At 55.1% G+C, this 25,158-nt stretch carries 14 protein-coding genes; 8 read left to right on the plus strand and 6 right to left on the minus strand.

The features are described from left to right. Positions 1–130: 130 nt before the first annotated feature. A complete protein-coding gene (locus KF752_04270) occupies positions 131–2,806 on the plus strand; it encodes a WD40 repeat domain-containing protein (GenBank protein ID MBX3420753.1) in 2,676 nt (891 codons plus the stop codon). Here KF752_04270 and KF752_04275 read toward each other — a convergent pair. After that, positions 2,789–3,259: a hypothetical protein gene (locus KF752_04275; GenBank protein ID MBX3420754.1), complete on the minus strand. Its 471-nt coding sequence runs from the start codon at positions 3,257–3,259 to the stop codon at positions 2,789–2,791. The two genes, KF752_04270 and KF752_04275, sit on opposite strands and share 18 nt — an antisense overlap. 413 nt (positions 3,260–3,672) lie before the next feature. Here KF752_04275 and KF752_04280 point away from each other — a divergent pair, with 413 nt between their 5' ends. Together KF752_04280 and KF752_04285 are read left to right on the plus strand one after the other, a co-directional pair. Beyond that, complete coding sequence (locus KF752_04280) at positions 3,673–5,154, plus strand: Gfo/Idh/MocA family oxidoreductase (GenBank protein ID MBX3420755.1); 1,482 nt, start codon at positions 3,673–3,675, stop codon at positions 5,152–5,154. A gap of 101 nt (positions 5,155–5,255) precedes the next feature. Then, complete coding sequence (locus KF752_04285; protein MBX3420756.1) at positions 5,256–6,542, plus strand: hypothetical protein; 1,287 nt, start codon at positions 5,256–5,258, stop codon at positions 6,540–6,542. Positions 6,543–6,575: 33 nt separating this feature from the next. On the opposite strand, the gene ptsP is transcribed toward KF752_04285, so the two are convergent. After that, complete coding sequence (gene ptsP / locus KF752_04290) at positions 6,576–8,360, minus strand: phosphoenolpyruvate--protein phosphotransferase (GenBank protein MBX3420757.1); 1,785 nt, start codon at positions 8,358–8,360, stop codon at positions 6,576–6,578. Positions 8,361–9,005: 645 nt separating this feature from the next. Between ptsP and KF752_04295 the strand changes: the two genes are divergently transcribed. From KF752_04295 to KF752_04305, 3 genes are read left to right on the plus strand one after another with little or no spacing between them, the layout of a single operon-like run. Next, on the plus strand, positions 9,006–9,542 hold the full coding sequence (locus KF752_04295; protein MBX3420758.1) for a hypothetical protein: 537 nt from the start codon (positions 9,006–9,008) through the stop codon (positions 9,540–9,542). Positions 9,543–9,593: 51 nt separating this feature from the next. Continuing rightward, positions 9,594–12,029 (plus strand): PSD1 domain-containing protein, encoded by a 2,436-nt coding sequence (locus tag KF752_04300; GenBank protein MBX3420759.1) that lies wholly within the window; start codon positions 9,594–9,596, stop codon positions 12,027–12,029. 13 nt (positions 12,030–12,042) lie between these two features. After that, positions 12,043–13,476 (plus strand): DUF1501 domain-containing protein, encoded by a 1,434-nt coding sequence (locus KF752_04305; GenBank protein ID MBX3420760.1) that lies wholly within the window; start codon positions 12,043–12,045, stop codon positions 13,474–13,476. On the opposite strand, the gene KF752_04310 is transcribed toward KF752_04305, so the two are convergent. Genes KF752_04310 through KF752_04320 form a run of 3 tightly spaced genes read right to left on the minus strand, consistent with a single transcriptional unit; the run spans position 13,473 to position 18,927 of the window. Beyond that, positions 13,473–14,459, minus strand: coding sequence for a hypothetical protein (locus KF752_04310; GenBank protein ID MBX3420761.1), 987 nt, complete (start codon positions 14,457–14,459; stop codon positions 13,473–13,475). The two genes, KF752_04305 and KF752_04310, sit on opposite strands and share 4 nt — an antisense overlap. 10 nt (positions 14,460–14,469) lie before the next feature. Continuing rightward, entirely contained in the window at positions 14,470–15,759 is a 1,290-nt protein-coding gene (locus tag KF752_04315; GenBank protein ID MBX3420762.1) for a DUF1501 domain-containing protein, read from the minus strand. A 24-nt stretch (positions 15,760–15,783) separates the two neighbouring features. Next, entirely contained in the window at positions 15,784–18,927 is a 3,144-nt protein-coding gene (locus KF752_04320) for a DUF1549 domain-containing protein (GenBank protein ID MBX3420763.1), read from the minus strand. 538 nt (positions 18,928–19,465) lie between these two features. On the opposite strand from KF752_04320, the gene KF752_04325 reads away from it, so the two are divergent. Together KF752_04325 and KF752_04330 are read left to right on the plus strand one after the other, a co-directional pair. Continuing rightward, entirely contained in the window at positions 19,466–21,067 is a 1,602-nt protein-coding gene (locus tag KF752_04325) for a hypothetical protein (GenBank protein ID MBX3420764.1), read from the plus strand. Between the two features lie 74 nt (positions 21,068–21,141). Next, entirely contained in the window at positions 21,142–21,693 is a 552-nt protein-coding gene (locus tag KF752_04330) for a hypothetical protein (GenBank protein MBX3420765.1), read from the plus strand. A gap of 108 nt (positions 21,694–21,801) precedes the next feature. On the opposite strand, the gene KF752_04335 is transcribed toward KF752_04330, so the two are convergent. Next, positions 21,802–25,122, minus strand: a complete 3,321-nt coding sequence (locus KF752_04335; protein ID MBX3420766.1) for a methylmalonyl-CoA mutase family protein — start codon at positions 25,120–25,122, stop codon at positions 21,802–21,804. Positions 25,123–25,158 lie beyond the last annotated feature (36 nt).

A 25,158-nucleotide genomic window follows, 5' to 3' on the forward strand; every position in this document is an offset into this window, starting at 1 on the left:
AACGCAGCTACTGGTGTACAAGGAATCACCGTAGACAGACGCGGCATGGGTGGCCAACTTTTTGCTACAATTGCGGGTTCAGCCGGTAGTTGGAAATCAGCAACTCTAATGGTATTTTTCGAGTAACCTCATGAAATCAATTCGCCCAGGCGCTGCGGCGTGCGTTGTAATGTTAATGACAACTCTCTTGACAGGCTGCAGTCAGCCGCAGAACAGCGCTCCGGCTTCGTCTGCGGATGCACCTGCAGATGTTGCTGTTGATGTAACGAATCGCCCAGATCAGAGCGGCAGCCTGTCCGGCGACGATAGCCAAAGTACTACTCAATTCGCCGGAACAACTGAGATTAGCGGTGACAATTCGACGGTTTCTTCAGTTGTGGACGCGACTGTGGGCGGCAAGAACACCTTGCCTGATAAGCAGCCCACAGCGCCTGCTGCCCAGCAGCGCCCCATACCCAATCCGACGCAACAGCAGATAGCCCAGTGGAATCTACAAGCCATCGAACCGCTGCAATTGGTGGATTCTGTCGTATACGCTGAGATGGGATTCACTCAGCGGATCGTCCCGCTGCCAAACAGTCGACAATATCTACTAGCTGGCAGCACGATTACACTGTGGACGCTGGGCACTGAACGGCCCGAGCACCAATTCGTTGATTGGCGACAAGACGAGAAAACGCAACTTCGCGATCTCAGCGTTTCACCGGATGGCTCATGGTTTGCAGCCACCAATTCAACTGGAATGCTGTACGTGTTTGACATTCCGAACCGTCGCGAACTGGCTTCCAAGAAAGTCTCGTCGACTTTAATGCCCTCGATATCGATCTCTACCGATGGAACAAGCATCGCCACCGCCAACTACAACAGCGAGGTATCGGTGTGGAACGTCGAGGGACTGACGGAAAAGAACAGTTTCAAGCTGGACAGTCGTGGGCTAAAACAACTTCTGTTCATTTCGCCAGACAAATTGGTCACAGCAGCGGAAGCTTTAGACGTATGGGACGCAGCAACTGGGACAAAACTGCAGAGCCTTTCGTCCGACCGCTACCTCAGTTCGCTGAGCCTCTCACCCGACGGCCAGTGGTTTACACACGCAGACTCAAAGGGATTTCAAGTCCGCCAAACGTCCGATTTTGCAACGGTAGCCAGATTGCTGGGCCAAACTGGACAGGATGAATTGGTCGTATGGAAGGACCAGCAGACCCTGGCATCGGTTAGTGGAAATTTGATTCGTATCTGGAACATACCAACGCGCAGCGTGTCTCAAGCAATCGACAATCGAGGGTCAGAACTTGCCAGTGCCTGCTGGCTTGCAGAATCTAAAGTTCTAGCATTGGCATCACTGCTGCGACATACACGCTTTTGGGCTACGGCTACGGACGCGGCAGCGCTAAACCTCAGGCCCATCCAACCTGAAATCGCTCCCCCGAACCAGTCTGCATCCACTCCGGCTAGCACGTTGCAGTTTTCGCAGATCATCGATCTCCGCAGCTTTCCGCGATTGCCCGACGCGGTACCGGTGCTGGAAATGGATTACATGACCAACTATTCAACACAAGTCAGCCTCGAAGAGGCGGCTTTGTTTTGTCGATATGCCTTGCATCAAGCGGGATGGACGGAAGTCGCGTCGGAATCCGCCAGCCCAGGATCGATGGGTTTTATCAAGCACGGTTTTCGTCTGGAATGTTCGGTAACTGAGGTTCCAGGAACAGGAACAACCGTATCCCTGACGTCTTTAGGTAACTGTGATGTACGCCAGCTTCCTAAACCTCCGCCACCAATCGAAGTGACCTATGAGTCGATCGGTACTGGCATCTATCGATCGCCATCCAATCTACTGACTCTGGAGACTGCTTTACTGAAGTCGATGGTGGCTCAGGGCTGGATACCTTACTCGCGACTTTCAGCTAGCCACTCTGAGAAAGCCGACGAGCGAACGATCAGCTTTTTAAACAATTCGATTGAACTGCGAGTTTCGATCGCCAAAGACTTCTCGGATGCCTCGAAGTACACGATTCAGTACAGCTCCTTTCCCGTTAGCAATTCGATTCCATTGCCGAAGGATTGCACGTACATCGAATTCAACGGTTCACCCGAGTTACAGTTGGTGGCCAGCTCGCGCCTATCGGCTGCTGAGCTGACTCAATTTTTTGACGCGGCTCTGGCAGCTCAGGGATGGGTCGTGCAGCAACACGGTCGCATCATCGACAAGGATCACTGTTGGCTACCATACTTTCGTGATCAAAAAGACGTCATGATCGGCTTAAAAAACCTGACAGACGGTTGGCAACGAATTACTGTCGGCAATCTGAAATCAAGTGGTTCGTTCCAACTGGCGGCCGCTCCACAACAGGCCGACCCCAATGAAGATCGTGCGGGGTTGGAGGCAGCCGATCTTCCGATGATTCCGACGGCACAGGAAATCCAGTATCAACCGCAAGAAAAAATAGTATCGTTCAAGGTGCCTGGCCTGCCGTTGGCCGACTTGATCCAGTTTTACGAAGAACAGCTAAATTCACTGGGATGGACTAAGCAAGAACGATCCATGGTGGAACAGGAGTTTTGCTACGCCGACTTCGCTAAGGGAACCGCCAAGTTCACAGTTCGTGGCAATTTCCAGAACGGCAAGGCAGCGTGCAACATTCAAGGCGATGGACTGCTGTGGACTAAGCAACTGCCAGGCCCCAAGACTGCCGTCTCCTATGAAACTTGGCTGCGCAGCCAGGGCAACATTGCTCAGGGTAAAATTGCTACGCTCGAGTTCCTACCCCAGTACGAAGCTGAGATGCTATCCTTGACTCAATAACAACCCACGCCGGTCGATGCGTTGATGCAGCATTTGAAGGTGCTGGTCAAGCTGCTCGACGGGCAAAGGCGATTGGCCAATGGCCTGGTCAATTAAATCTACAACTGACACTAAGCTCTGATCTTGCTGGGTAAGTTGCTTCAGCTTCTGCGGATCGGTCTGACTACCCCCGAACCAATGCGAGTACCCTTCGACGGCAGCGGATATCCGAGACCGTGCACGATCCAGTTCGGTGCGTAAACGCTCCAATTGCAGAGGCAGATCTAAATCACCGCGCATGGCCGCCGACAACCCCAATGCATCCAGTTTTGACTTGCACTCTTCGATCCGCTTGACGATGAATTGACGTGTCAGCCGATCATCGTCGCGACGTCGTTCAAGAGCATGATAGGCCATGTATCCAGGAATCAACGACTTCAGGCCTGGACTATCGGCTTGACTGGGTTCAGACACGGTCACCTCCACAATTCACTCGATGTCGATGATTCTCTTGCACTCCAACGGGTCTATTATGGCGTCAAACGACAGTCCGACAATGTTGCCAGGTTTCGCAGGTTGACTGTGGACAATTCAGCTTTGTGCCCCACAATAAACTGCCGATTTTTGGTTGTTCTGGCCTCCAATCGTAGGCAATCCGAGCCTTGAGTACCGCCGGCCTGGTTGGGGAGCGTTGATTGCCTAATGCAGCGTTACTATACTTATTGGTCCCAGTCCGTGTCCGCCCCGCGACGATTCGAAATGGGATTCGGCGACTTGCGTAGTGCACAGTCGTACTGGCCCCATTTTTCCCCGACCTAAATCCATCGGACCTGCCTTGGTCTACCCGGCGCAGGCTCTCACCTTAAGGAATGTTCCAGGAACAAATCATGAACAGTAAAAACCGTCGTCAGTTTATTCAGACCACCTCGGCTGTTATCGGTGCGGGCTATTTCGCAACTGCTGGTACTCGGCAGGCACTCAGCAACTCTGCCAACGAAAAACTGAACGTGGCCTGCATCGGCGTCGGTGGCAAGGGTGGCAGCGATTCGTCCAACGCAGCTCAGTTTGGAAACGTGGTTGCCATTTGCGATGTTGATCGCAAAACCTTGGAAAGCAAGGGTGCTGCATCTGGATTCACTCAAGCCGAGCGTTTTACCGATTACCGCGAGCTACTGGCCAAGCATGGCAAGAACCTGGATATTGTCACCGTCAGCACTCCCGATCACATGCACGGGCCAATCACCTTGGAAGCCATGCGATTGGGCGCAAGTTGCTATACGCAGAAACCGTTGACGCGAACGATTTATGAAGCACGGCTGTTAGCTCAGGTCGCTCAGGAGACGGGTGTCTGCACGCAAATGGGCAATCAAGGCACGGCGCTCAACACGTCACGCGAGGCCATTGCTCAGGTGCGCTCTGGTGTCTTGGGAACGTTGAAAGAGGTCTATGCTTGGTCGAATCGCCCTGTGTGGGCTCAAGGCCCTGGCCGTCGCATGACCATGGAAAAATTTGCTCAACAGGCCAAGGCGGAAGATGCGGCTGCGGCCGACGAATTGATCGCAGCCAAGAAAGCGGAGATCGCCAGCGCTCTGGAACGACTTGATTGGGAAAGCTGGATTGGCGTTTCCCCGTATCGCGAATTCTGGCCAGGTCTGTACCACAGCTTCCAGCATCGCGGCTGGTGGGATTTCGGTACTGGAGCGTTAGGCGATATGGCTTGCCATCAACTGACGGTTCCCTTCGCGTCCTGCGGACTGCGCGATCCGATCTCGGTGGTTGCCAAGTCCACCGGTCATGATTTTGACAGTTTCCCGGCTAGCTCGGTCATTAAATTCGAGTTTCCTGAGACCAGCGAGCGACCGGCAATTCCATTTTGGTGGTACGACCGCAAAGGTAACAAGCCGCCGATGGAAGTCTTTGAAAAGCAGGGTATTACCAAAGTCTCCGATAGTGGTGTGATGATCGTAGGCGAAAAGGGCGCGTTCTACAGCTCCGACGATTATTGCGGAGTGTATGTGCTCAAGGGTGTCGACAAGGTCAAGGTCGACTACGAACCCGCTGTCAACAAGGGCAGCAACGACGTCAACAACATGTACGAATTGTTCCGCGCCAAGATGGCTGGTGATCCCAAGATTTGCCACTCGAACTTCATCGATCGCGCTGGCCCACTAACCGAGATGATTCTGCTGGGCAACTTAGCGGTCTGGGCCGCATCCGAGGGTGGAGCCGACGGCGAAATGGGTGAGTGGGGCGAAAAGGTCGAATGGGATGCTAAGAATCTGAAGGTCACTAACTTGGCTTCGTTAAAAACCCCCAAGGTCGCCGATCTGATCAAGCCAGTTTACCGCGAAGGATATCGTTTAGACTAACTGCTCAACAAACGATCTCGCGATCTAATTGCGAAGTTGTAAAATCTGCTGGGGTACGGCTAACCGTACCCCAGTTTCTTTGAACAAGGTGAACACCGTCAATGTCAACCAATTTGATTCGTTCAATGGTAGCTATCAGCTGCGCTGTACTCTGGCTCGTCACGGGCTGCCGCCAATCCGTCGACAACTCCGCCGCGCCCACAACAGCTACTGCGGCGGCGGTCAAATCGGCCGATTCGACCGGCCAGATTCTGTCACCAGAAGCCGAATTGGCTCGGCAACGGCTGGACCAAATGAGCGATGTCGCCAAATACGTACTCAAGTCCGGCAAATTAACCGAGATTATCATCCAGGACGGCTCATCCCTAACAGCAGATGACATGCGCCTATTCGGCAAGCTATCCGATTTAAAAACTTTGCAAATCTTCAATTGCCGATCGCTCAATGACGCCCTGGCCGCTGATTTGTCGGGGTTAACTCAGTTGACCTCGCTGGCACTAACCAACTCAGTAATTGGTGATGCAACCGTGCGAATGATTGCTGCCTCATTTCCCCAGTTGACGCAGCTCGACTTGTCCTCCAATACCAATATGACTCATGAGGCGATGAAGTCGATCGCCGAGCTCACGCACTTAAAATCATTAACCTTGGTGCAAACTCGCTTCAACGACCTATCGACGCGACGGCTCAAATCACTGACAGAACTGACTTCACTCGACTTGCGCGGCAATATGGAAGCCGGCAATATGACACTGGGGGTCGTTGGACAATTGCCCAAGCTAACTACATTCAAACATCGCAGTACAGCAGTAACCGATGAGGGACTGGAGCAATTGTCCCAGAACGTGGGGCTGCAGAACCTACTGCTGCAAGACTTCTTGATCACTGACGCTTCGGGGCAACATCTGGCTGGCCTCAAGAATTTGCGGCAACTGGAGATCTTTCGCTGTCAGAGCTTTGGCTCAGTCGGTGCGGCAGCCTTGCAAGGATTGCGGCTTGAGCGGTTAACACTGCGAGACCTGCCAGCCATTGACGATCAAGGCCTGCAAGCCTTCAGCGATTTGCCGAATCTGCGCCGCCTTTATCTTCACGAACTGGAGGGCGTAACGGACGAAGGCTTGCTACAGATTGCTGCCCTGAAGTCCCTGGAGTTGTTGGATATTTGGAGCGTACCGCAAATGTCCGATCGAACGCTGGACGCAATTGCAGACTTGCCAAATCTCAAAGAGCTGTCGATTCGATCAACATCGATTACTGATGCTGCCATCGACAAGCTGCTGAAGATGACACAACTACAGTCGTTGACACTCAAAGAGAATGGTCAGATCTCAAGCGCTGCGCTGCAAGGCCTGACCGCGCGCCAGTGGACGCGATTGGTAACCGACTAGCAAACTTGACGCAGCAGGTGGCAACTTTCCAGCTTACTGCATCACGATCGGGCTAAGGTTTGGCGCGAGCCGCAGCAATTCGTCGCTTAACATACTGCGGATTTTGTTGGTCGTTTTCAGTCGCATGGCTCGCGTCAACATCTCCTCGGCCATGGGTATGGTCAGGTGATGCGCCACCTCCTTGATCGTAGGGACCACAGCCGGACTGACGCTAAAACGTCGCAGCCCCATGCCCAACAGGACCACTAAGGCTTGTGGCATACCGGCCATTTCTCCGCATAGAGTTACTGGCTTTTTATGTCGATTACAAGCTTGAACAACTTGGTACAGAACCTGCAATACCGCCGGTGATAGCGGTTCGCACAGGTGGCTCACTTTGGGATTATCGCGATCAGCAGCCATCAAGTACTGCACCAGATCGTTGGTACCAATCGAGACGAATTCGACGGCTGGCAGGAGCTGTTCAATCATGATGGCCGCAGCGGGCACTTCCAGCATCATCCCAAATGCAACTTTACCGTAAGGAATTCCTTCAGTGGTCAGTTGCCGTTCCGCGCGATGCACCATGGCTCGCAGCCGTCTGAGTTCTTCCAGAGTCGTGACCATGGGAAACATCAGCTTGACGACCGGTACATAGCTGGCACCGCTTGGGGCAGGCTGTGAATCAGGTGCCGCTGCGCGGAGGATAGCGCGAATCTGTGACAGAAAAAACTTAGGGTATTCAAACGACAAGCGAATGCTCCGCCAGCCCATAAACGGATTGGCCTCGTGGTGACCGCGTCCCAGGAATGGTACGGTCTTATCGCCGCCAATATCCAGCGTGCGAATAGTGACATTGTGATTGGGGCTGTCATGGATCACGTCGCGATAGTTGGCCAGTTGTTCCTCCTCGTTGGGGACCGATGGGTGCGCCATATACAAGTACTCAGTGCGATACAAACCGACTCCGGTGGCTCCCATTGCACCGGCAGCCCGCGCATCGGACACACCATTGATATTCGCCAATAGCTCCAAAGTCACACCGTCGGCGGTGATGGCCGAAAGATCGTGATTATGTGCCAGCTGATCGCGCAGGTTAACGAATTCGCGTTCCAGCTTGCGAAAGGCGGCCAACATTTCGGCGTCGGGGTTGATGACAACATGGCCCTCGCGACCATCCACCACGATCGTGTCACCTGTCTTGGTCTGTTCCAATATTCTGCTGACACCACTGACCGCTGGAATCCCGCGGCTGCGGGCCACGATGGCGGCGTGGCTGGTTTGACTGCCAGCCTGAGTCACGATGCCATTGACCAGTTTGTCGCCAAGCATCAAGACTTGGCTGGGCAACAACTCGTCGGCCACCACGATTACCGGTCCGCTGAGCGCCCCCGAATCTTTCTCCAACGCGGCGCTTAGATAGCTGGTCAGTCTCTCAACCACGTCACGGATGTCGGCAATTCTCTCGCGCAGATAGTCGTCTCCAGACTTATCCAACAGCGCGCGGTAGAACTCAATCAGACGTGCCAAGGCAGCTGGGGCGGTCAGTCGTTCGCCTTGTATCCAGCCGCGCACTTTGCCGACCAGGGCCGGGTCAAGCAGAATCGACTCATGAACGGCGAAAATTGCGGCCGCATCGTGGCCCACTTGCGATTCAACCTTCTTTTGCAGCCCGCGAATATCGGCAATCGACTTCTTTCGGGCGTTTTCGAAGCGTGCCAGCTCCGTCGGTATTTCCGCTTGTTCCAGCAGTTGCCGCCCCGGATCCACGAACACCTCGTGGATACAGTAGGCCGTGCCGATCGAAACTCCTGGCGAAACCGCAATTCCTTTAAACATGGTACTAACTTACCAAATCCTCACCGGTCAGCAACGCAGCCGGGAGCTGATATTCGACAACTTCCTTGACGGACGCAGGCCCGTCGAAATCCCGATCAGCGGGAGATTAGGAGAGCTGGCAAGCTTGGGATTGTGTCGATTTTCTAGCGTGAAATTCCAGACCAAACAATGTTTCGGGAGCGTTCAATTTGACGTGCACCGCCTAAAATGTTCATACAAGGGAACATCGACGGCCCTCGCTGACGTAGCGGTTTGCTGAACGGTGGACAGCCAGGGTTGTTGCTTTGGCTCACCTGGACCAGCTGAGCGGTTGTTAGCAGCTTGCATTCGGCCCTGCCGTCACCAAGAAGATTTTGACGGAAGGCGGGGGCCCCGTAGTCACCGAGAATTGTCAATTTTTTTGTTGGCCCCCAGCCGATGGATAAAGTAAAATTGATCTGGTGATTAGCGGGGCAAATCGCTACAGTCGCTGGGGTGAAAATGCGTAGTCGTTTGCGTGCTCAGTGGGCCGTAGCAGGCCGCACTTGAAGTAGACGAAGTGCTCCGTAACATTCGTATGTTTTGGACAATGCTTTCCGTTCACACGGGCTTGCTTGTCCTGCCCTACAGAGATGTGAACGACTACGAAATTACTGGAGTGCCGATATGACTTCAGACGATTCGAGCGGAACATTGGATCGCTACTTTAGCGGAATCAGCGAGTACGTTTTTCAGACGCAACTCGGCGTGGCCGATACCGAGTTGATTGACTATGTGAGCAGGCTGCTGATCCGATTTACTCGAACCGAGAGCGCTCAAGGCGTGCGAACGCCTCATGGTCAGCCAGCCACTCAGATTGTGGCGATGCTCTCGGAAGCCGATCAGCGACTGGGCGAAGCCAAGCGCGAAGTCCATCGACACATCGGCGACTACACACTGTTTTGGTCTGGCCTTTATCCGGAAGCCCTGCGCGGAGTCGAGACCGATCAGCGCTGCGACCAGTTTGTCACTTACTGTACGCACGGCAAGCGGTCTTATCGAATCGCCGGTGGCATCCAATCCGGCGAAAAGCCACCTTCCAGCCAGTTGCTGCTGCGGTTGAGTGAACAATTTGAGCTTTGTGCCTATGGCCTGCGCGAGATACGCCGCCAATGGGAGCGCCACGACGATGCTGACGGCCCAGATCAGCCACTGCTGGTCTGATTTTGCAGGCGCTGGTTGAATTCAAGTGATCTGTGAGTTATCTTCCTGGCTATGAATCCCAAGCGTTTGGCTTGCGCGCTCATAGTATTGTGCGCCCAAGTTGCAGTTGCTCAACCGGCTCCGCAAGCCGACGAATGGTTTGAAACACACATTCGACCGCTATTGGCACAGCGCTGCCTGGAATGTCACTCGCAGGCTGACAATCAGACTGAGGGCGGTTTAGCGTTGGACACGGCCGAGGGATGGCAGCGGGGTGGCGGGCGCGGCCCGGCGATCATACCTCATCAGCCCGCAGCTAGCTTGTTCCTGATTGCCGTCGAATACGGCGATCCCGAACTGCAAATGCCGCCCGATGGCAAGCTGAGTCAAGCAGAAGTCGATCTATTGACCCAGTGGATCAAGCATGGGGCACACGATCCTCGCCAAGGTAGTCCACGTATCGCCGGAATGACGCGAGATGAAGCCGATGGGTGGTGGTCCTTACAACCACTGCCCCTGGCCGACCAGCTCCTGAGTTCGTTGCCGAAATCTAACAACCGCACATCCAACGCCAACAGCATTGACCTCTTTGTCGAAGCTGCGTTGGAAAATGCCGGTTTGGGGGCTGTGGGCCAAGCCGATCCACGCAGCTTGATTCGCCGCGTCACCTACGATCTGACCGGACTGCCTCCAACGCCCGAAGAAGTTGACGCCTTTGTGGCGGACCATTCCCCACCAGCCTATGCGCAACTGATTGATCGGTTGCTGGCCTCTCCGCGATACGGTCAGCGCTGGGCGCGTCACTGGTTGGACGTTATGCGTTATGCCGACTATTTGAATTTACAGACGGGCGACCATCGCCAGGGCTCGGTCGTGGAGTACTACGAGGCGTGGAAGTATCGCGACTGGGTGGTAGCCGCATTGAACGCTGACCTACCCTATAACAAATTCATACACGCGCAGGTTGCCGGCGACACTTATCCACGGCAGACTGATGGCACACCCGATCACGATGCGTTGATTGCCACAACATGGATGGCACTAGGTCCTTGGGACAATGGCGATGCCGACAAACACAAAATCGTGTCAGACATCGTCGACGATCAAATCAATACTGTGGGTCAGTCTCTACTGGGAATGACCATAGCCTGTGCCCGCTGCCATGATCATAAATTTGATCCTATTACCATCGAGGACTACTACGGACTGGCAGGAATTTTCTATTCGAGTTGTGTCCTACATTCCCTGGGAGCCAAAGGGGCACATACGGAAGCCTTGCGAATTCCGATTGCTCCACCAGAATTGGTTGAGCGCCGGCAGGCGCAATTGGCCGCAATAGCCGCTATGGAAAAGCGCCTCAAGCAACTGGAGGCAGCTCCAAATTCGAAAACCACGACAGACGTTACATTCGACGCCACACAGGCCAACGAATCGGCTCAAGCTCAACAGCCAGCCGACCAGCAACGATTGACCGTTGAACTAGAACAAGCGCGAGCGGAATTGCTACCTGAACCGCCTATGGCGTTGGCCGTCCGTGAGGGCGGGACGCCCGGAGGACTGTTTCCCGGCATTCAAGATGTTCCCGTGCATCGTCGTGGAAAATATTACGAGCTAGCGGCTGAAACCGTCCCGCGCGGGCTGCCCCGATTCTTGGCGGCAGGCAGGTCTGCGGCGATTCAATCTGGCAGTGGACGAGCCGAACTGGCTGATTGGTTAGTAGCCCTGGACAATCCGCTGACCGCTCGTGTTGTGGCCAATCGCGTTTGGCAGTGGCACTTTGGTCGTGGGCTGGTAGCCACGCCTAACAACTTTGGAAAGCTAGGGCAACCGCCGACACATCCCGAATTGCTAGACTACCTGGCAGTACGATTAATTCAGTCGGGTTGGTCACTTAAGTCGCTGCATCGGGACATCATGCTGTCGGCTGCATATCAACGAGCTACCCTGGACGATACCACAGTTAGTACGGATGTAGGTCAGCGAATGTTGGAACTGGATGCTGACAATCGACTCCTGGCACGTTTTTCATCTCGGCGACTGGAGGCCGAGGAGATTCGCGATACGCTGCTGCTTGTTAGCGGACAGTTGGACGAAGCACTGGGCGGTCCAGCGGCAGACAGTTTCTTCTCCCCGCGCAGAAGTCTCTACGTTCAGTCTACACGCTATCATCGGGAATACTTTGGAACGCTGTTTGATGCGGCCGACAACGAGCAGCCGGTGGAAATGCGAAACGCTTCGACAGGTGCTCCGCAATCGCTGTTCTTTCTCAATCATCCTTTTTTGACTCAGGCGTCCCATCGGTTGGCGACACGCCTATATGAAACGACCAGCGATCGTTCTCAGCGAATCGAGCAGCTCTTTCGTATTGTGCTGGGACGATCTCCAACGTCGGTCGAGCGCGAAATGGCAGGTGACTGGCTGACGGAAGACGTGAGCCAACAGGATGTTCGACTTGTGGAGCTGTGCAACATCGTGTTATGCACCAACGAATTGATCTACGTGGACTAAGGCCCCTGCAATCATGGCGCATTCCAACAGAACAGTCGATCGACGCACAGCCTTGCGGGCTGCCGGAGGCGGATTTGGCGCTCTAGCCTTGGCGGGTCTGATGGCTCAATATGGTCTGAGTGAAACTACGGCTGTGGCTGATACCGCTTCGATGGGCACTGGTAATCCGCTCAGCCCCCGAGTACCGCATCACCTGCCGACCGCCAAACGCTGCATCTTTTTATTCATGCCAGGCGGTCCTTCACAAATCGACTTGTTTGACCCCAAACCCAAAGTCGTCCAATTGCATGGCCAACCGCTGCCGATTCCCAAACCGCAGCTTGAACTCACAGCACCGGGCAATCTGTTTGGATCGCCATGGAAGTTTTCTAAACACGGCCAATCGGGCGCGCAAGTCAGCGAACTGTTGCCCTGTTTGACCAAGCATGTGGACGATATGTGTATCGTGCGGTCCATGGTTGCCGATAACATCAATCACACGGGGGCATCATTGCAGATGAATACGGGCGACGAGCGTTTTCCGCGCCCCAGCTTGGGATCTTGGTTGAGCTATGGCCTGGGCACTGAAGCGGAGGATTTACCGGGATTCGTGGTGATTAGTCCTAAGTCGGTATTCCAAGGTGCTCCGCTGTGGGGCCATAGTTTCTTGCCGAGTACATTTCAAGCCACATGGATTCAGAATTTGGACCAGCCCATGGATGGACTAAAATCAACATACAGTCCTCCGCAGCAGCGGCGACGGCTGGACGCTCTGCATACACTCAATCGGCTGCATCGCCAGCAACATCCTGACAACGATGCATTGGATGCGCGCATCGCCTCCTTTGAGCTGGCTTTTCGTATGCAGTGCCAGGCGCCAGCAGCCTTTGACCTAAACGCCGAATCTGCCGACACTCATGCGCTGTACGGTATCGACCAACAGCCCACTGATATCATGGGCCGCCAATGTCTGCTGGCGCGGCGATTGGTCGAGCGCGGAGTGCGATTTGTGCAGGTCTACGACAGCAGCATCCCAGCTCCACAGTGGGATCACCATTCGAAGATCGCACAGGACTTGCCCAAGTGTTGTGCCGGCGTGGATCGCCCCATTGCTGGGCTGTTAGCCGATCTGAAAGCTCGTGGACTTTTGGAGGAGACGCTTGTTGTCTGGGGCGGAGAATTTGGCAGAACACCGACGGCGCAGAACGCAGACGGTCGCGAACACCATCCGTTTGGCTTTACGATGTGGCTAGCCGGAGGAGGCATACGCGGCGGTCTGACCTACGGCGAGACCGACGAACTGGGGTGGTATGCCACCGCGAAAAAAGTCCACGTACACGACCTGCACGCTACGATTTTGCACGCCATGGGGTTGGACCATCAGCGCCTGACCTATCGCTGGGGTGGTCGCGACTATCGCCTGACCGATGTTCACGGCCACGTGGTCCATGACATCTTGCGCGGCTAATCGGCCAATCGCGTGATCCTCAGATGGCGGTCATAGTGAGTTGTGGCCACCAGCAGTCCATCGGCCGACAGGTCCATGTCGCGTGCCAACGATGGCAACTGGAATTTATGAACCGTCAGCTCCTGTTGGCTGTTCCAAAACAATAGCCAGCCACCGGTGCCACCGCCACTCATGCCGCACAGTGTACCGTCCTGTAGAAAACGGACTCGCCAAAGCCCTCCACCGGTGATTCCCTCTGTTGTGTGACTGAATTGCAGGGTCTGATCGGCAGCTAAAAATCGTAGTGCCAGCGGTTCGTGTATCGCGCCCAAAGGATTGCTGGACTTATGCAAGCCACCGGCTGCCACCTGCGACATGTCGGCGCTAATCGCCAAGCTGCGAACGCCGCCAAAATTGACTCGCTGACCTTGATTGTACGAATGTAGCGGCGCCGCATCGAACTTGCACAGCGGTTCGTCGGCCTGAATGTCCCACAGATAAATGACGCCTTTCAAATCACCCGAGAGAAACCGATTGCCGTCAGGCAGAAACTCCACCGAGTACACGTTCATCTCATGCTTGTTCCAAGATCGCAACTTCTGGCCGGTAGCTACGTCCCACAGATGCAGGCTGCGATCGTAGCTGCCGCTGAGTAATCGACTGCCAGCTGGATTGAGCGCGATGCCGCGAATGTAATCGCTGTGAGCTCGCACGCTACGAATGCAGGAAATTTCCGCACTGCTCATGTCCCACCACACCAGTCTGCCATCGCCGCCACCGCTGACGGCCAGATTGCCATCAGGCGTAATGGCCAACGCCTGAATCCAACTCTCATGGGCTACAGGCAGCGAAGTCACGGTGCCATCGGCAAGCGCAAACTTTTGCAACAGACTGTTCTCAGCCGAGGTAAGCACATAGCGACCTTGTGGATCGAAACGGCAGGCCAACAAGGGCCGCTCGTACTGCCAACTGTGAACAACATGCGCTTTGGTAATATCTAGCATGTTTGGTGGCCTAAACGAGTACCGACCAAATCGGTTCCGCGGCGGGGTCGGCCAGCGGCATATCACGGCCATCGACCACGACGGAATCCGTGGATTCCACACCCACAGCCTGCAAGTAGGTGTGGAACAACTGGCCGTGATCGACCTGGCCATCCACGACCTCCGTACCGTTGTGATTGGTAGCTCCATGCACGGCACCGCGGGCCACGCCGCAACCGGCCAAAACCACGCTCCAAGCCTTCGACCAGTGATCGCGGCCCATATACAGATTGATATTGGGCGTCCGACCAAATTCTGACAGCACGACCACCAGCGTCTCGTCTAGTAATCCCAGCGTGTGGAGATCGGCAATCAAGGTGGCAAAGGGGCGATCGAATTGTGGCACCAATTCGTGATGAAAATCAAAATTCTCGTTGTGCGTGTCGTAGTTGGAATGCGACACTTGCACAAACGGAATATCGTACTGAAGCAGACGACGCGCCAACAGACAGTGCCGACCGAAATCGTCGCGACCATAACGGTCTTGATCCTGGGCGGACTCTTGTTCAACGTCAAATACATCGCGCCGGCGCATGAGCTGTTCGGCTGAGTCATAGCTACTGAGAAACGCATCGGTCATGGCCGTGCGATGTTGATTCAGAAACGAAGCGTCGGCTTGCTGGCGAAATGCATGACGACGCGCGTCACTGGCTTCATCTAAGCCTTCGGGCAATTGGCTATATTGAGGTGGTTTCCCATTGCCCAACGCAATACTGGAATAACGCGGTCCCAAATAGGCCGCATCGTTGCCACGCCCCCCGCCACCCCAAGGCACAATGCGAATGTGGCCGGGTAGCGCGCTGGATGGAGGCGCTAGAGTCCGCGCGGCAACAGCCCCCAGTTCGGGATAGTTTGCAGCCGGCGTCTGACGGCGGCCCGTCATCATCATGTAGGCACCTTTACCATGATCGTCTTCGCTGGTGTTGACGCCACGCAGCACACAAAGATGATGCATCTGCTGCGCTGTATGCGGCATCAGCTCAGACAGATGCACTCCAGGCACGCTGGTCGGAATGGCTCGAAATGGCCCGCCAGTCTCGGTTCCCGGTTTGGGATCCCAACTTTCCAACTGACTCAAGCCTCCGTGCATGTTGAACAGCAGAATCTTCTTCTGACGTTTTGCAACAGCTTCTGCAGCTTGACCATACACCAAGGCACCCAGCCCGCCTACAACGGCAACTCCACCGGTAGCGGCGTTCTGCAAGAAACGACGTCGAGCAATCCGATGATCGGCTGATCCGCAAGCATAGTTGACTCGCATGAGAAACTCCTTCGCAGAACTTAGTTACCGTAAAAAGCGAAACTCGGCACCGGCCATTAGACTCCACACCATTTCTTGAGCCAACCTCGAGCGCTGATCGGGTGAGTGACTTAGGAATTGTTCCACGGCCGTTACCTCGCTGTCCGTCGGCTGGCGACAAAGCACTCCGCGATACAGAGCCTCTGCAGCCATCGCGGCATCACTGCTGCCCACCACGCGGGCGGTGACGTTATCTCCCGAAGCAGCCGCCCATGAAAATAGGGCTCCACCGTTGCTGGCATAAAGAGCTTGATCGGGGGTGGCAAAAAAATCGGTCTGTGGCTGTCCGGCACCAGCTCCATACAGGGTTACAAAATGGTTGATATTGCCCTGCAACTCAGCTCGCGCTCGACGCACCGCCATCGCTTCTCGCGCCGCAATGAATGCGGGGTCTTGCTGCTGCTCGGGAGTAGACGGCGACTCTGTTTCTAATTGCCCGCGATGCTTATCCACATAGTTTCGATACACCTGATTGACGGCCAGAAAAGACCAGCCCAACTGTTCAGGCATCAGCGGCTGCAATCCAGCCGTCAAGAATTCTGAGGCCAACCAGTTTTTAATATCACTGCTGGTACTTACGAGCTGCGCCTCCCAGTCCACAATCTGGCGTTCCAAATCTTGGCGCTGAGTAGCCATAGCGGCAATCTGCTGGTCGGCCGAAGCGACTTGTTGCAACAATTCGGACACAACCGACTGATGGCTGGCTAGCGTGCCCTGTAGAGTTTCAAGTTCGGCCGACTGAGTTGCCAGCGTTTTTTCAGACATCGCACAACTTGCAGACAACACAGCTAACGCTGCATCCAACTCGCCAATCGCTGGATCTATCTTGTCCGTCGATGCAACCAGATCTCCTATCGATTGCAAGGTTTGCCTGGCCATAGCGATTTGTTTGATGCGATCTGAGGTTGCCGCCAGTGTATCGCGCGTGGTTTGTTGCTGTGCAATTGCAGCATCCACCGCCCGCTGGCTTTCGGTTAGTGCCTGCTGAGCGGTTTCACTCCGCTGCTGCAAGTCGGCCCACTGTTCGTTGAGGTGTTGTTGAACCACATTCAGCTCATCACGTTGACTGCTGGCCCGGTTGATTTGCTGCTTGAGGTCAGCCCAGTGAGTCACTGACTGAACTTGCTGTTGGATACGCTCGGCGCGCGATACTTCGGCCTGCGCTGCGGCCCATGCCAATCTGGCCTCCTGGACGGCGTGCGCAGCTGGCTGATAGCGCGCAATGCATTGATCCGCCGCAGCTTGTGCTTCTTGCAAGGCGGCTTGGGTGGCTTCTACAGCCGCAGCCAACGGTGGCACGGGGGCTGACTTGTCGGTCAGCGCTTGCTCCAGCGGCGGCAACGCAGCCTCGGCAGCGGCTACTCGACTTTTCAACAGCTCAACGACTCCCGTCAGCTCGGCATCACTGCCGATCGCTTGGAGCGCTTCAGATGTACTGGCCAAAGCCGTATTCAATTTAGCCAGACTATCATGAGCCTTATCAACCACCTGCTGAGCGGCTAGCTGTTCGCTGGCAGCCTTATTCAAGGCATCGACAGCTTGTGTCGCATTTGTGGTCGCAGTATCAACATTACCCAAGGCTGCCAAGCGTTCGGCCTGAATCGTGGCTATACCGGATAACTTCGACTTATATTCTGCCTCCAGCAATGTCCGCTTTTCTCGAAGCACTGAGAGCGCTGGTTCGATCTCACTTAATTGCTGCTGCGCCTGTGGTTGAAGAGTTGCCAGAGCTTGTTGATCATTTTCGGACTGCCCCGCTTGGCCAATCCAACCACGGCGAAACGTTTCCGAAGACACCAATCCACGCACAAATCCGCGCAAATCGTAATTCAGTGCTCTCAGCTGATCGGCGACGCCTTGCAGCAACTGGCCGTTGAGCGGTGGATTTGCTGCATGATGCAGATCCAGCGGTTCGACAATGCCCCGACCAAACACCATTGCCCACAGTCGATTGGCCATATTCTGCGTAAAGGCATCGACGCTACCGCTGCGAATTGCCTGAGCCAACTGACTGCGACGGCTATGTCTGGGTTGAGCCGGGTAGCCAGCGCGCTGGGCGGGGTGATAGTCCTGGCCAGGCACCGACCAGACCTGCTCGAACTCATCGCCGCCAAACAGATGCGGTAGGACGCGATGCATGGTACCACGGCGAAAGACCGATTCGAACGGTGATTCGCTGGAAGACTTCTCGCTAATGACCTGCAACGTCTTTTCGCCTTCGGTTACCTCCACCGATTTCAGTGATGCAACGAACCCAAGTAAACCGTGGTAGTCGGTCTGCAAGTAATCCTCTACAGCCGGATGATCGTGACACTGCGCACACTGTAGGTCACGTCCAAAGTAGATTCGACCCACGTCTCGCATAATCAAATGCGGGTCGGCACCTCGATCGAGCAAGAAACGAGCTGCTGGACGATCGGGACCTGGTATGGCGTCGGCCACCAGCAAGTCCGCCATCAATTCATGCAGAGGCTGATTGGCCGACAGTCGATCTCGCAACCACTGAGTCCACTCGTCTTGCGGAATGTTCGTGTTGGGTCGGCGCTCCATCAACATCACATCAAGCTTTTCCGCCCAGTGCTCCACAAACTCGGGGCGATTCATCAGTCGATCGACCTCGCTGGCAAAACGATCCGGTGATTCGTCTGCAATATAGCGACTCTGCTGGTCCACCGTCGGAGGCAGACCAACCAGAGTCAAATATAGGCGCCGCGGTAATAATGCATCTTCCTGGGCAGCAACGGATAATGCCCACGGACTCGACCACACCCACTGGTCGATCCGTTTTGCAATGGCCAGGGTCTTCTCTGAATCAGCGACAGTCACTGGGTCCGGCTGCATACCGACATCCGACAAGGTGACCGGACCGGATTGTGGGGTTACGTCGGTTGACTGCGCCGTCAATAGGCCCGGGGATGCTAATGCAAGCATCGCGGTCAGAATCCAGGTCGGGCACTTGGACCCAGTGGCTACCATAGCTGCTCCTGCGGGATAGCAATGGAGGGTCGGTAAATAGGTGGGAGCAATCAGATCGCCAGCGCTGGAATGTAACTGCTGACGATCGCGATCACTGGGGCGGGAACGGACCAGGACTAAAATCGATAGCCCGAACCGAGATCCCAGTTTCACTCACTGGGTTCCAAAAATCAAGCTCCCCGACAAGTCTCATGCGGGGCCCTCCCCAGTTTTTTTGTCTGTGGGGTTTTCAGAACCCGTAAAGTTAGTACTGGAATTTGCTGGTCCCTGGCTAATTCTGCGAGTGCGACTTGGCCACCCACTGTACCTTGAATGGCTGCTCAGCTTTGACCAGCAACAACCCCCATTGGACCTATAAGGCGAGCATGAACGCATGCGACTGTCACCCGGCGGTAGCAGGCTAACTTGCACGGTTCGGCGACGGTAAATACGGCAAAACTTCGACTCTCTCTGTCGCTTACAGGCCGTTTGCCAGCATTTCAAAAACTGCATTTCTATAAAGAAACTTGCCGATTCTGACGATCACTCTCATGAGGGTGACATTATTACATGAGTCGATTGCATCGTTGCAATAACCAGCGTGCCACCCCAGCTGACTCCACCTCCGAGAGGCTGCGACACATTGAGGTCAATGCACATCAGCATACCGAAATCACGGTAGCTCTATGCGCGTAGATTGGAAAAAGTGGCTATGCCTTGGCCCGGCAGTTTTGGTCAGCCCACGCGCTGGAAGTTCGTTAGGTGCGCGGGAACTCTATGCCCGGTAACGTTTCTCGGGATTGCGCTGTTCCTCAATCAAACCGCGCCGGCCCAAAGTCCCCCTGCGCCACCGCCCAGCCCGTATCAGTACATCGACTTGCCAGCCGTTCCGTTGGTATCTGAGTCTGCCGCAATGGTGCTTACCTCGCCGTCAAATGGCGAAGACGTGCCGATGCAAGTGAATCGTGCGGATTCGACGCAGGCAGGACACCCGTTGGACGTCAATCAAAATCTAGCTCAACGAGTCGAAGCGTTAGAGAAAGCCCTTCAAGTTGCCCAAGATCAATTCGCCGAAGAACAGTCCGCTAGTCGGAAAACTGTTTCAGACAAAGCTGCTGACGACAAACGACCATCCGAAAAGGTCCAAGACAATTGGGTGGATATGTCCAATGACAAATGGAATGTCAAACTGGGTGGACATATTCAAATGGACTACATCACCTGGGCCGATGCTGATCCGGCCATCGTGGACGCGGAAAACTACTTCAGCTATCGTCGTCTGCGGTTGGTGGCCGATGGCACTGGCTACGGCGTCTTCGATTTCCGATTGCAGGTGACACTGGAACCCGGGCAGGGATCGCACGATAACCAGTTTGCCTCGCCGGATGTCAAAGATGCCTATGTCTCTATGAACGAGATTCCGCTGCTGGGTCGCCTGCGCATCGGAAACTTTTTTGTGCCGTTCAGTTTGGAGCAAGTTACAAACGACACAATGAACATCTTCAACGAAAGGTCCATTCCGTCGCAGGGCATCTTTGCTGCCGATCGTGAAGTGGGCCTAGCTTGCTACAACTGTTCGGCCGATCAGAATTTGAGTTGGGCTAGCGGCGTTTTCTTTGACGAGATTAACGACACAGTGAAGACGCGTTTTGGCGATCGGCAAGGGAATCGCGTAAGTGGCCGATTGAATTGGCTGCCCTTCTTTGACGAACCTTCTGGCGGTAGATATCTGCTGCACACCGGCGTCGGCGTCATGCACACTAACCCGTACAACAACATCGCGCGGTTTCGGGCTCGCCCACAAATCCAACGTGGGCCCATTCTGATTGACAGCGGTAGCCTGCCTGCTGGGTCGTACAGTACCGGCAACTTGGAGTTGGCCGTGGTGTGGGGGGCCATAACCATCCAAAACGAGGCCTTTCTGTCCAAAGTCAATCTGCTTTCCGGCGATGCGGTGTATGTCGGTGGAGCTTACTCGCACCTGAGCTATTTCTTGACAGGCGAAAGTCGAACCTACGAGCGGTTTGGACAGCATGGCGCCCAGTTTGGTCGCAATCGGCCGTTCACCAATTTTTTTGCAACTCGCGGCGGTTGCGGCTGGGGGGCCTGGGAAGCCAAGGCGCGCTGGTCGCATCTCAATTTGACCGACGTTGATCGTGGACAATACAACGACCTGACGGTTGGATTCAACTGGTACTGGTCCGATCGCACCCGCATTATGTTCGACTGGATTCACCCCATCACCAGCCGCGATACAGTATTTGGAGCCACCGATTCAGACTTGTTCGCCATGCGGTTCGACGTGAATTGGTAATACCCCGTGAGACTGTTTACGTCACATTTTGTCCACCTTAATCTACAGGCCGCCTCATCACACGGAGTGTGTACATGACATCGCTACAAGTCCAAAAGTTCGCTTTGCCTGGCTGGCCGTCTGCTTGGGGCGCGGTCGTCGGCTGGCTTGTACTATGCACAGCCTGTGTAGTTGAAGCGCATGAATGTCAATGCTGTGGCTGCCATGCAGCCTGCACCAAGGTCTGTCGCTTGGTTTGCGAAGAGAAGAAAGTCGAGGTGATTTGTTGGGGCTGCCAGTGTGAAGATTTCTGCGTTCCGAACCACAGCCTGCCCGACTGTGATCACTGCCAGCAGCTCATCCCCACCGAGAGTGGCGGCAAAGCAAAACCGGTCAGCGCCAAACCTAAAAAATTCACGTGGACCGAATGGATACCTAACGGCGCACAGCTGTACACCAAGAAAAAACTGATGAAACAGACCATCAACAAGAGCGTTCCCAGCTATAAGTGGGTTGTCGAGGACTTATGCGCCACGTGTCGCCAAAACGCGCCACCACCTCAGCCCCTCAGCGGAACCCAAACTCCCGCCGTGCCAGCGGCATACTCCCACCTGCCGCGCATTGGAACATCCGAGAATACACCATGATCATCTCCATGGCTGTCGGATAGTCACTTTCTGTGAACACTGCCATGTTAGCCGTCAGGGCCATGCCGACCGCAACTACCAACTTGATTCACATTGAGCTACCGCTATTTACATACTGCGGCGGTATTGGCCACCGACCTCAAACAGCGCTTGCGTGATTTGCCCCAGCGAACAACAGCGCACGGCTTCCATCAGCACTGCAAACACGTTGTCGTTGTCGATGACCGCGCGTTGTAAACGTTGGAGCATGGCGGGCGCGCTGTGTGCATGGCGATCTTGGAACTGGCGCAACCTTTGTAATTGACTGTCCTTCTCTTGATCCGATGAGCGCGCCAACTGAATGGTTGGGGGCACTGGATCAGCCTGCGGATTGCGGAAGGTGTTGACGCCGATGATGGGGAATTCGCCGGAATGTTTTAACTGTTCATAATGCAACGACTCCTCCTGAATCTTACCGCGCTGATATCCCAGCTCCATAGCGCCGAGCACTCCGCCGCGTCCGCTGATGGCCTCAAACTCGCGGAGCACCGCTTCTTCGACCAGCTCGGTCAATTCATCGATGATGAAGCTGCCTTGATTGGGGTTTTCGTTCTTGGCCAAGCCCCACTCACGATTAATGATTAATTGGATGGCCATCGCTCGCCGCACACTGTCTTCGGTGGGAGTGGTGATGGCTTCATCAAAAGCGTTAGTGTGCAGGCTATTGGCGTTATCGTAGGTACCGATGAGCGCTTGTAGCGTCGTGCGAATGTCGTTGAAGTCGATCTCTTGAGCGTGCAAGCTACGGCCACTGGTCTGACAGTGATATTTCAACTTCTGACTGCGCTGGTTGGCTCCATAACGCTCGCGCAGGGCCACTGCCCAGATGCGGCGAGCCACCCGACCCATCACTGTGTACTCCGGATCCATGCCGTTGCTGAAGAAGAAACTCAGATTGGGTGCGAAATCGTCGATCGCCATGCCACGCGCCAAATAGGCTTCCACAAACGTAAAGCCATTGGCCAGCGTAAAGGCCAACTGGCTGATCGGATTGGCACCGGCCTCAGCAATATGATAACCGCTGATGCTGACCGAGTAGAAATTGCGCACTCGGTGCTGCACAAAGTACTGCTGGATATCGCCCATCACCTTAAGCGAGAATTCCGTGGAAAAAATGCAGGTATTTTGCCCTTGATCCTCCTTGAGAATATCCGCCTGTACCGTGCCGCGCACATTTTGGAGCGTCCAGGCGCGAATCTCGGCTTGCTCCGTGGACGTTGGCTCGCGACCATGTTCGGCCGTGAATTTATCGATGCGCTGATCGATGGCGGCGTTCATAAACATCGCCAAGATGGTTGGCGCGGGACCATTGATGGTCATACTGACGCTGGTGTTGGCAGCCGTCAGATCAAAGCCGGAGTACAGCACCTTCATATCCTCCAGCGTGGCTATCGACACGCCGCTGTTGCCGACCTTGCCGTAGATATCGGGCCGCTGGTGCGGATCATTGCCATATAGCGTCACGCTGTCAAACGCTGTGGACAGGCGAATGGCCGGCATGCCAGCCGACAACATCTTGAAGCGCCGATTGGTGCGAAAGGCATCGCCCTCGCCAGCGAACATGCGCGTCGGATCTTCGTTATCACGCTTGAAAGCGAACACACCGGCCGTAAAGGGAAACGAACCAGGCACATTTTCAAGCATCAACCAGCGTAGCCGCTCGCCATCGTCCTGATACTGCGGCAGTGCGACTCGACGAATCTTGTTGCCAGACAAGGTGGTATGGGTTAGCTGTGTTACAAATTCCTGATCGCGAACCGTCACTACCTGCTGGTCACCAGCATAACGCTCCTGTAACGCCTGCCAGCCTGCGAGTAATCGGCGACTTGCGTCATCTAATAAACTATCACGTTGCCGGATCAGTGCCTGCAAATTCTCATTTTCTTCTCCGCATTCGCGCTTCAGCATGTGCGCAGCCTGGTCCAGCTGCTGTCGCTGTCGGGCTACTTTGGCTTGCTGCAGAGCATATCGCTTATAACCCCGCACCGCATCAGCGATATCAGCCAGATAGCGGCTGCGCTCTGGCGGCACGATGGGCACTTGCTGCGTTGAAAAGCGCGTCGCTACTGGCGGCAGTTTTGAGTCGCCAAGCTTCAGACCCAAACTACCGAGCCGTGATAACAGCGATTGGTACAGGGCAGTGACACCGTCGTCGTTGAATCGCGAGGCCGTTGTGCCAAAGACCGGCATCTGTTCCAGGCTGACATCAAAATTGCCGCGATTGCGCTGCATTTGCTTGCTGACATCGCGCAGAGCGTCGGCGGCGCCGCGGCGATCGAATTTGTTGATAGCCACGAAGTCGGCGAAGTCCAGCATCTCAATCTTTTCGAGCTGACTGGCTGCACCGTATTCAGGCGTCATAACGTACAGACTCACGTCGACCAACGGCACGATGGCTGCGTCACCTTGACCGATGCCTGATGTTTCGACGATGATCAGGTCAAAGCCCGCGCACTTACAGGCGGCAATCACATCGGGCAGGGCAGGGCTGATCTCGCCGCCAACGGCGCGCGTAGCCAGCGAGCGCATGTAGACACGCGATAGGGCAGATGCTGCCTGCATCGGGCTGTGATCGGCAGAACTTCGCCATGCTCCGATGGCGTTCATACGAATGCGATCACCCAACAGCGCGCCGCCGCTGCGCCGTCGCGATGGGTCAATGGAGATCACCGCGATTTGCAGCCGGTCATTCTGATCCAACCGAAAACGGCGCACGATTTCGTCGGTCAGCGAGCTCTTGCCCGCTCCACCGGTACCGGTAATGCCAATCACGGGAACCGACTGCCCTGCTGCCGTGCTTCGTATCGACTGCAACAGCCGATCTTCGTAAGTTCCCAATTCGATGGCGGTAATTGCCCGGGCCAAGCTGCGCCAGCGGGCGGTTGGATCGTCGTTTTGCAGGGCGGTGACGTGGCCGGGCGCTCGCGGTGACAAGTCTTCGTCACAAGCTGCCAACATCCAGCCGATCATACCTTGCAGGCCCAGTTGATGGCCATCTTCCGGCGAAAAAATGCGTGACACACCGTAGCGATGCAATTGAGCGATCTCGTCAGGCACGATCACACCACCACCGCCTCCAAAGACCTTGATCTCTGCTGCATCACGCTGCCGAAGCAAGTCGATCATGTACTGGAAGAATTCGATGTGCCCGCCTTGATAGCTGGAGACGGCGATTCCATGAACGTCTTCATCCAGCGCAGCAGTAACGATTTCTTCGACTGAGCGATTGTGGCCCAAGTGAATCACTTCGGCCCCCATGCTCTGAAGGATGCGCCGAATGATATTGATGCTGGCGTCGTGTCCATCGAACAGGCTGGCCGCCGTCACGAAGCGCACTTTGCATTTTGGTTTATATTCGGCGAGCTTGGTCGCAGTAGCCAGATCGTTCATGGTTGGATACTCGGCAGCACTCGGTAGAGCCAGCTC

This window comes from Pirellulaceae bacterium (assembly GCA_019636385.1).
Taxonomy (GTDB): domain Bacteria; phylum Planctomycetota; class Planctomycetia; order Pirellulales; family Pirellulaceae; genus Aureliella.

Bases quoted from the DNA above. Each gene is read 5' to 3' on its own strand.
- KF752_04335 (MBX3420766.1), bottom strand. From the start codon at position 25,122: ATGAACGATCTGGCTACTGCGACCAAGCTCGCCGAATATAAACCAAAA.
- KF752_04325 (MBX3420764.1), top strand. From the start codon at position 19,466: ATGCCTTGGCCCGGCAGTTTTGGTCAGCCCACGCGCTGGAAGTTCGTT.
- KF752_04295 (MBX3420758.1), top strand. From the start codon at position 9,006: ATGACTTCAGACGATTCGAGCGGAACATTGGATCGCTACTTTAGCGGA.
- KF752_04330 (MBX3420765.1), top strand. From the start codon at position 21,142: ATGACATCGCTACAAGTCCAAAAGTTCGCTTTGCCTGGCTGGCCGTCT.
- ptsP (MBX3420757.1), bottom strand. From the start codon at position 8,360: ATGTTTAAAGGAATTGCGGTTTCGCCAGGAGTTTCGATCGGCACGGCC.
- KF752_04315 (MBX3420762.1), bottom strand. From the start codon at position 15,759: ATGCGAGTCAACTATGCTTGCGGATCAGCCGATCATCGGATTGCTCGA.
- KF752_04305 (MBX3420760.1), top strand. From the start codon at position 12,043: ATGGCGCATTCCAACAGAACAGTCGATCGACGCACAGCCTTGCGGGCT.
- KF752_04285 (MBX3420756.1), top strand. From the start codon at position 5,256: ATGTCAACCAATTTGATTCGTTCAATGGTAGCTATCAGCTGCGCTGTA.
- KF752_04310 (MBX3420761.1), bottom strand. From the start codon at position 14,459: ATGCTAGATATTACCAAAGCGCATGTTGTTCACAGTTGGCAGTACGAG.
- KF752_04300 (MBX3420759.1), top strand. From the start codon at position 9,594: ATGAATCCCAAGCGTTTGGCTTGCGCGCTCATAGTATTGTGCGCCCAA.
- KF752_04270 (MBX3420753.1), top strand. From the start codon at position 131: ATGAAATCAATTCGCCCAGGCGCTGCGGCGTGCGTTGTAATGTTAATG.
- KF752_04280 (MBX3420755.1), top strand. From the start codon at position 3,673: ATGAACAGTAAAAACCGTCGTCAGTTTATTCAGACCACCTCGGCTGTT.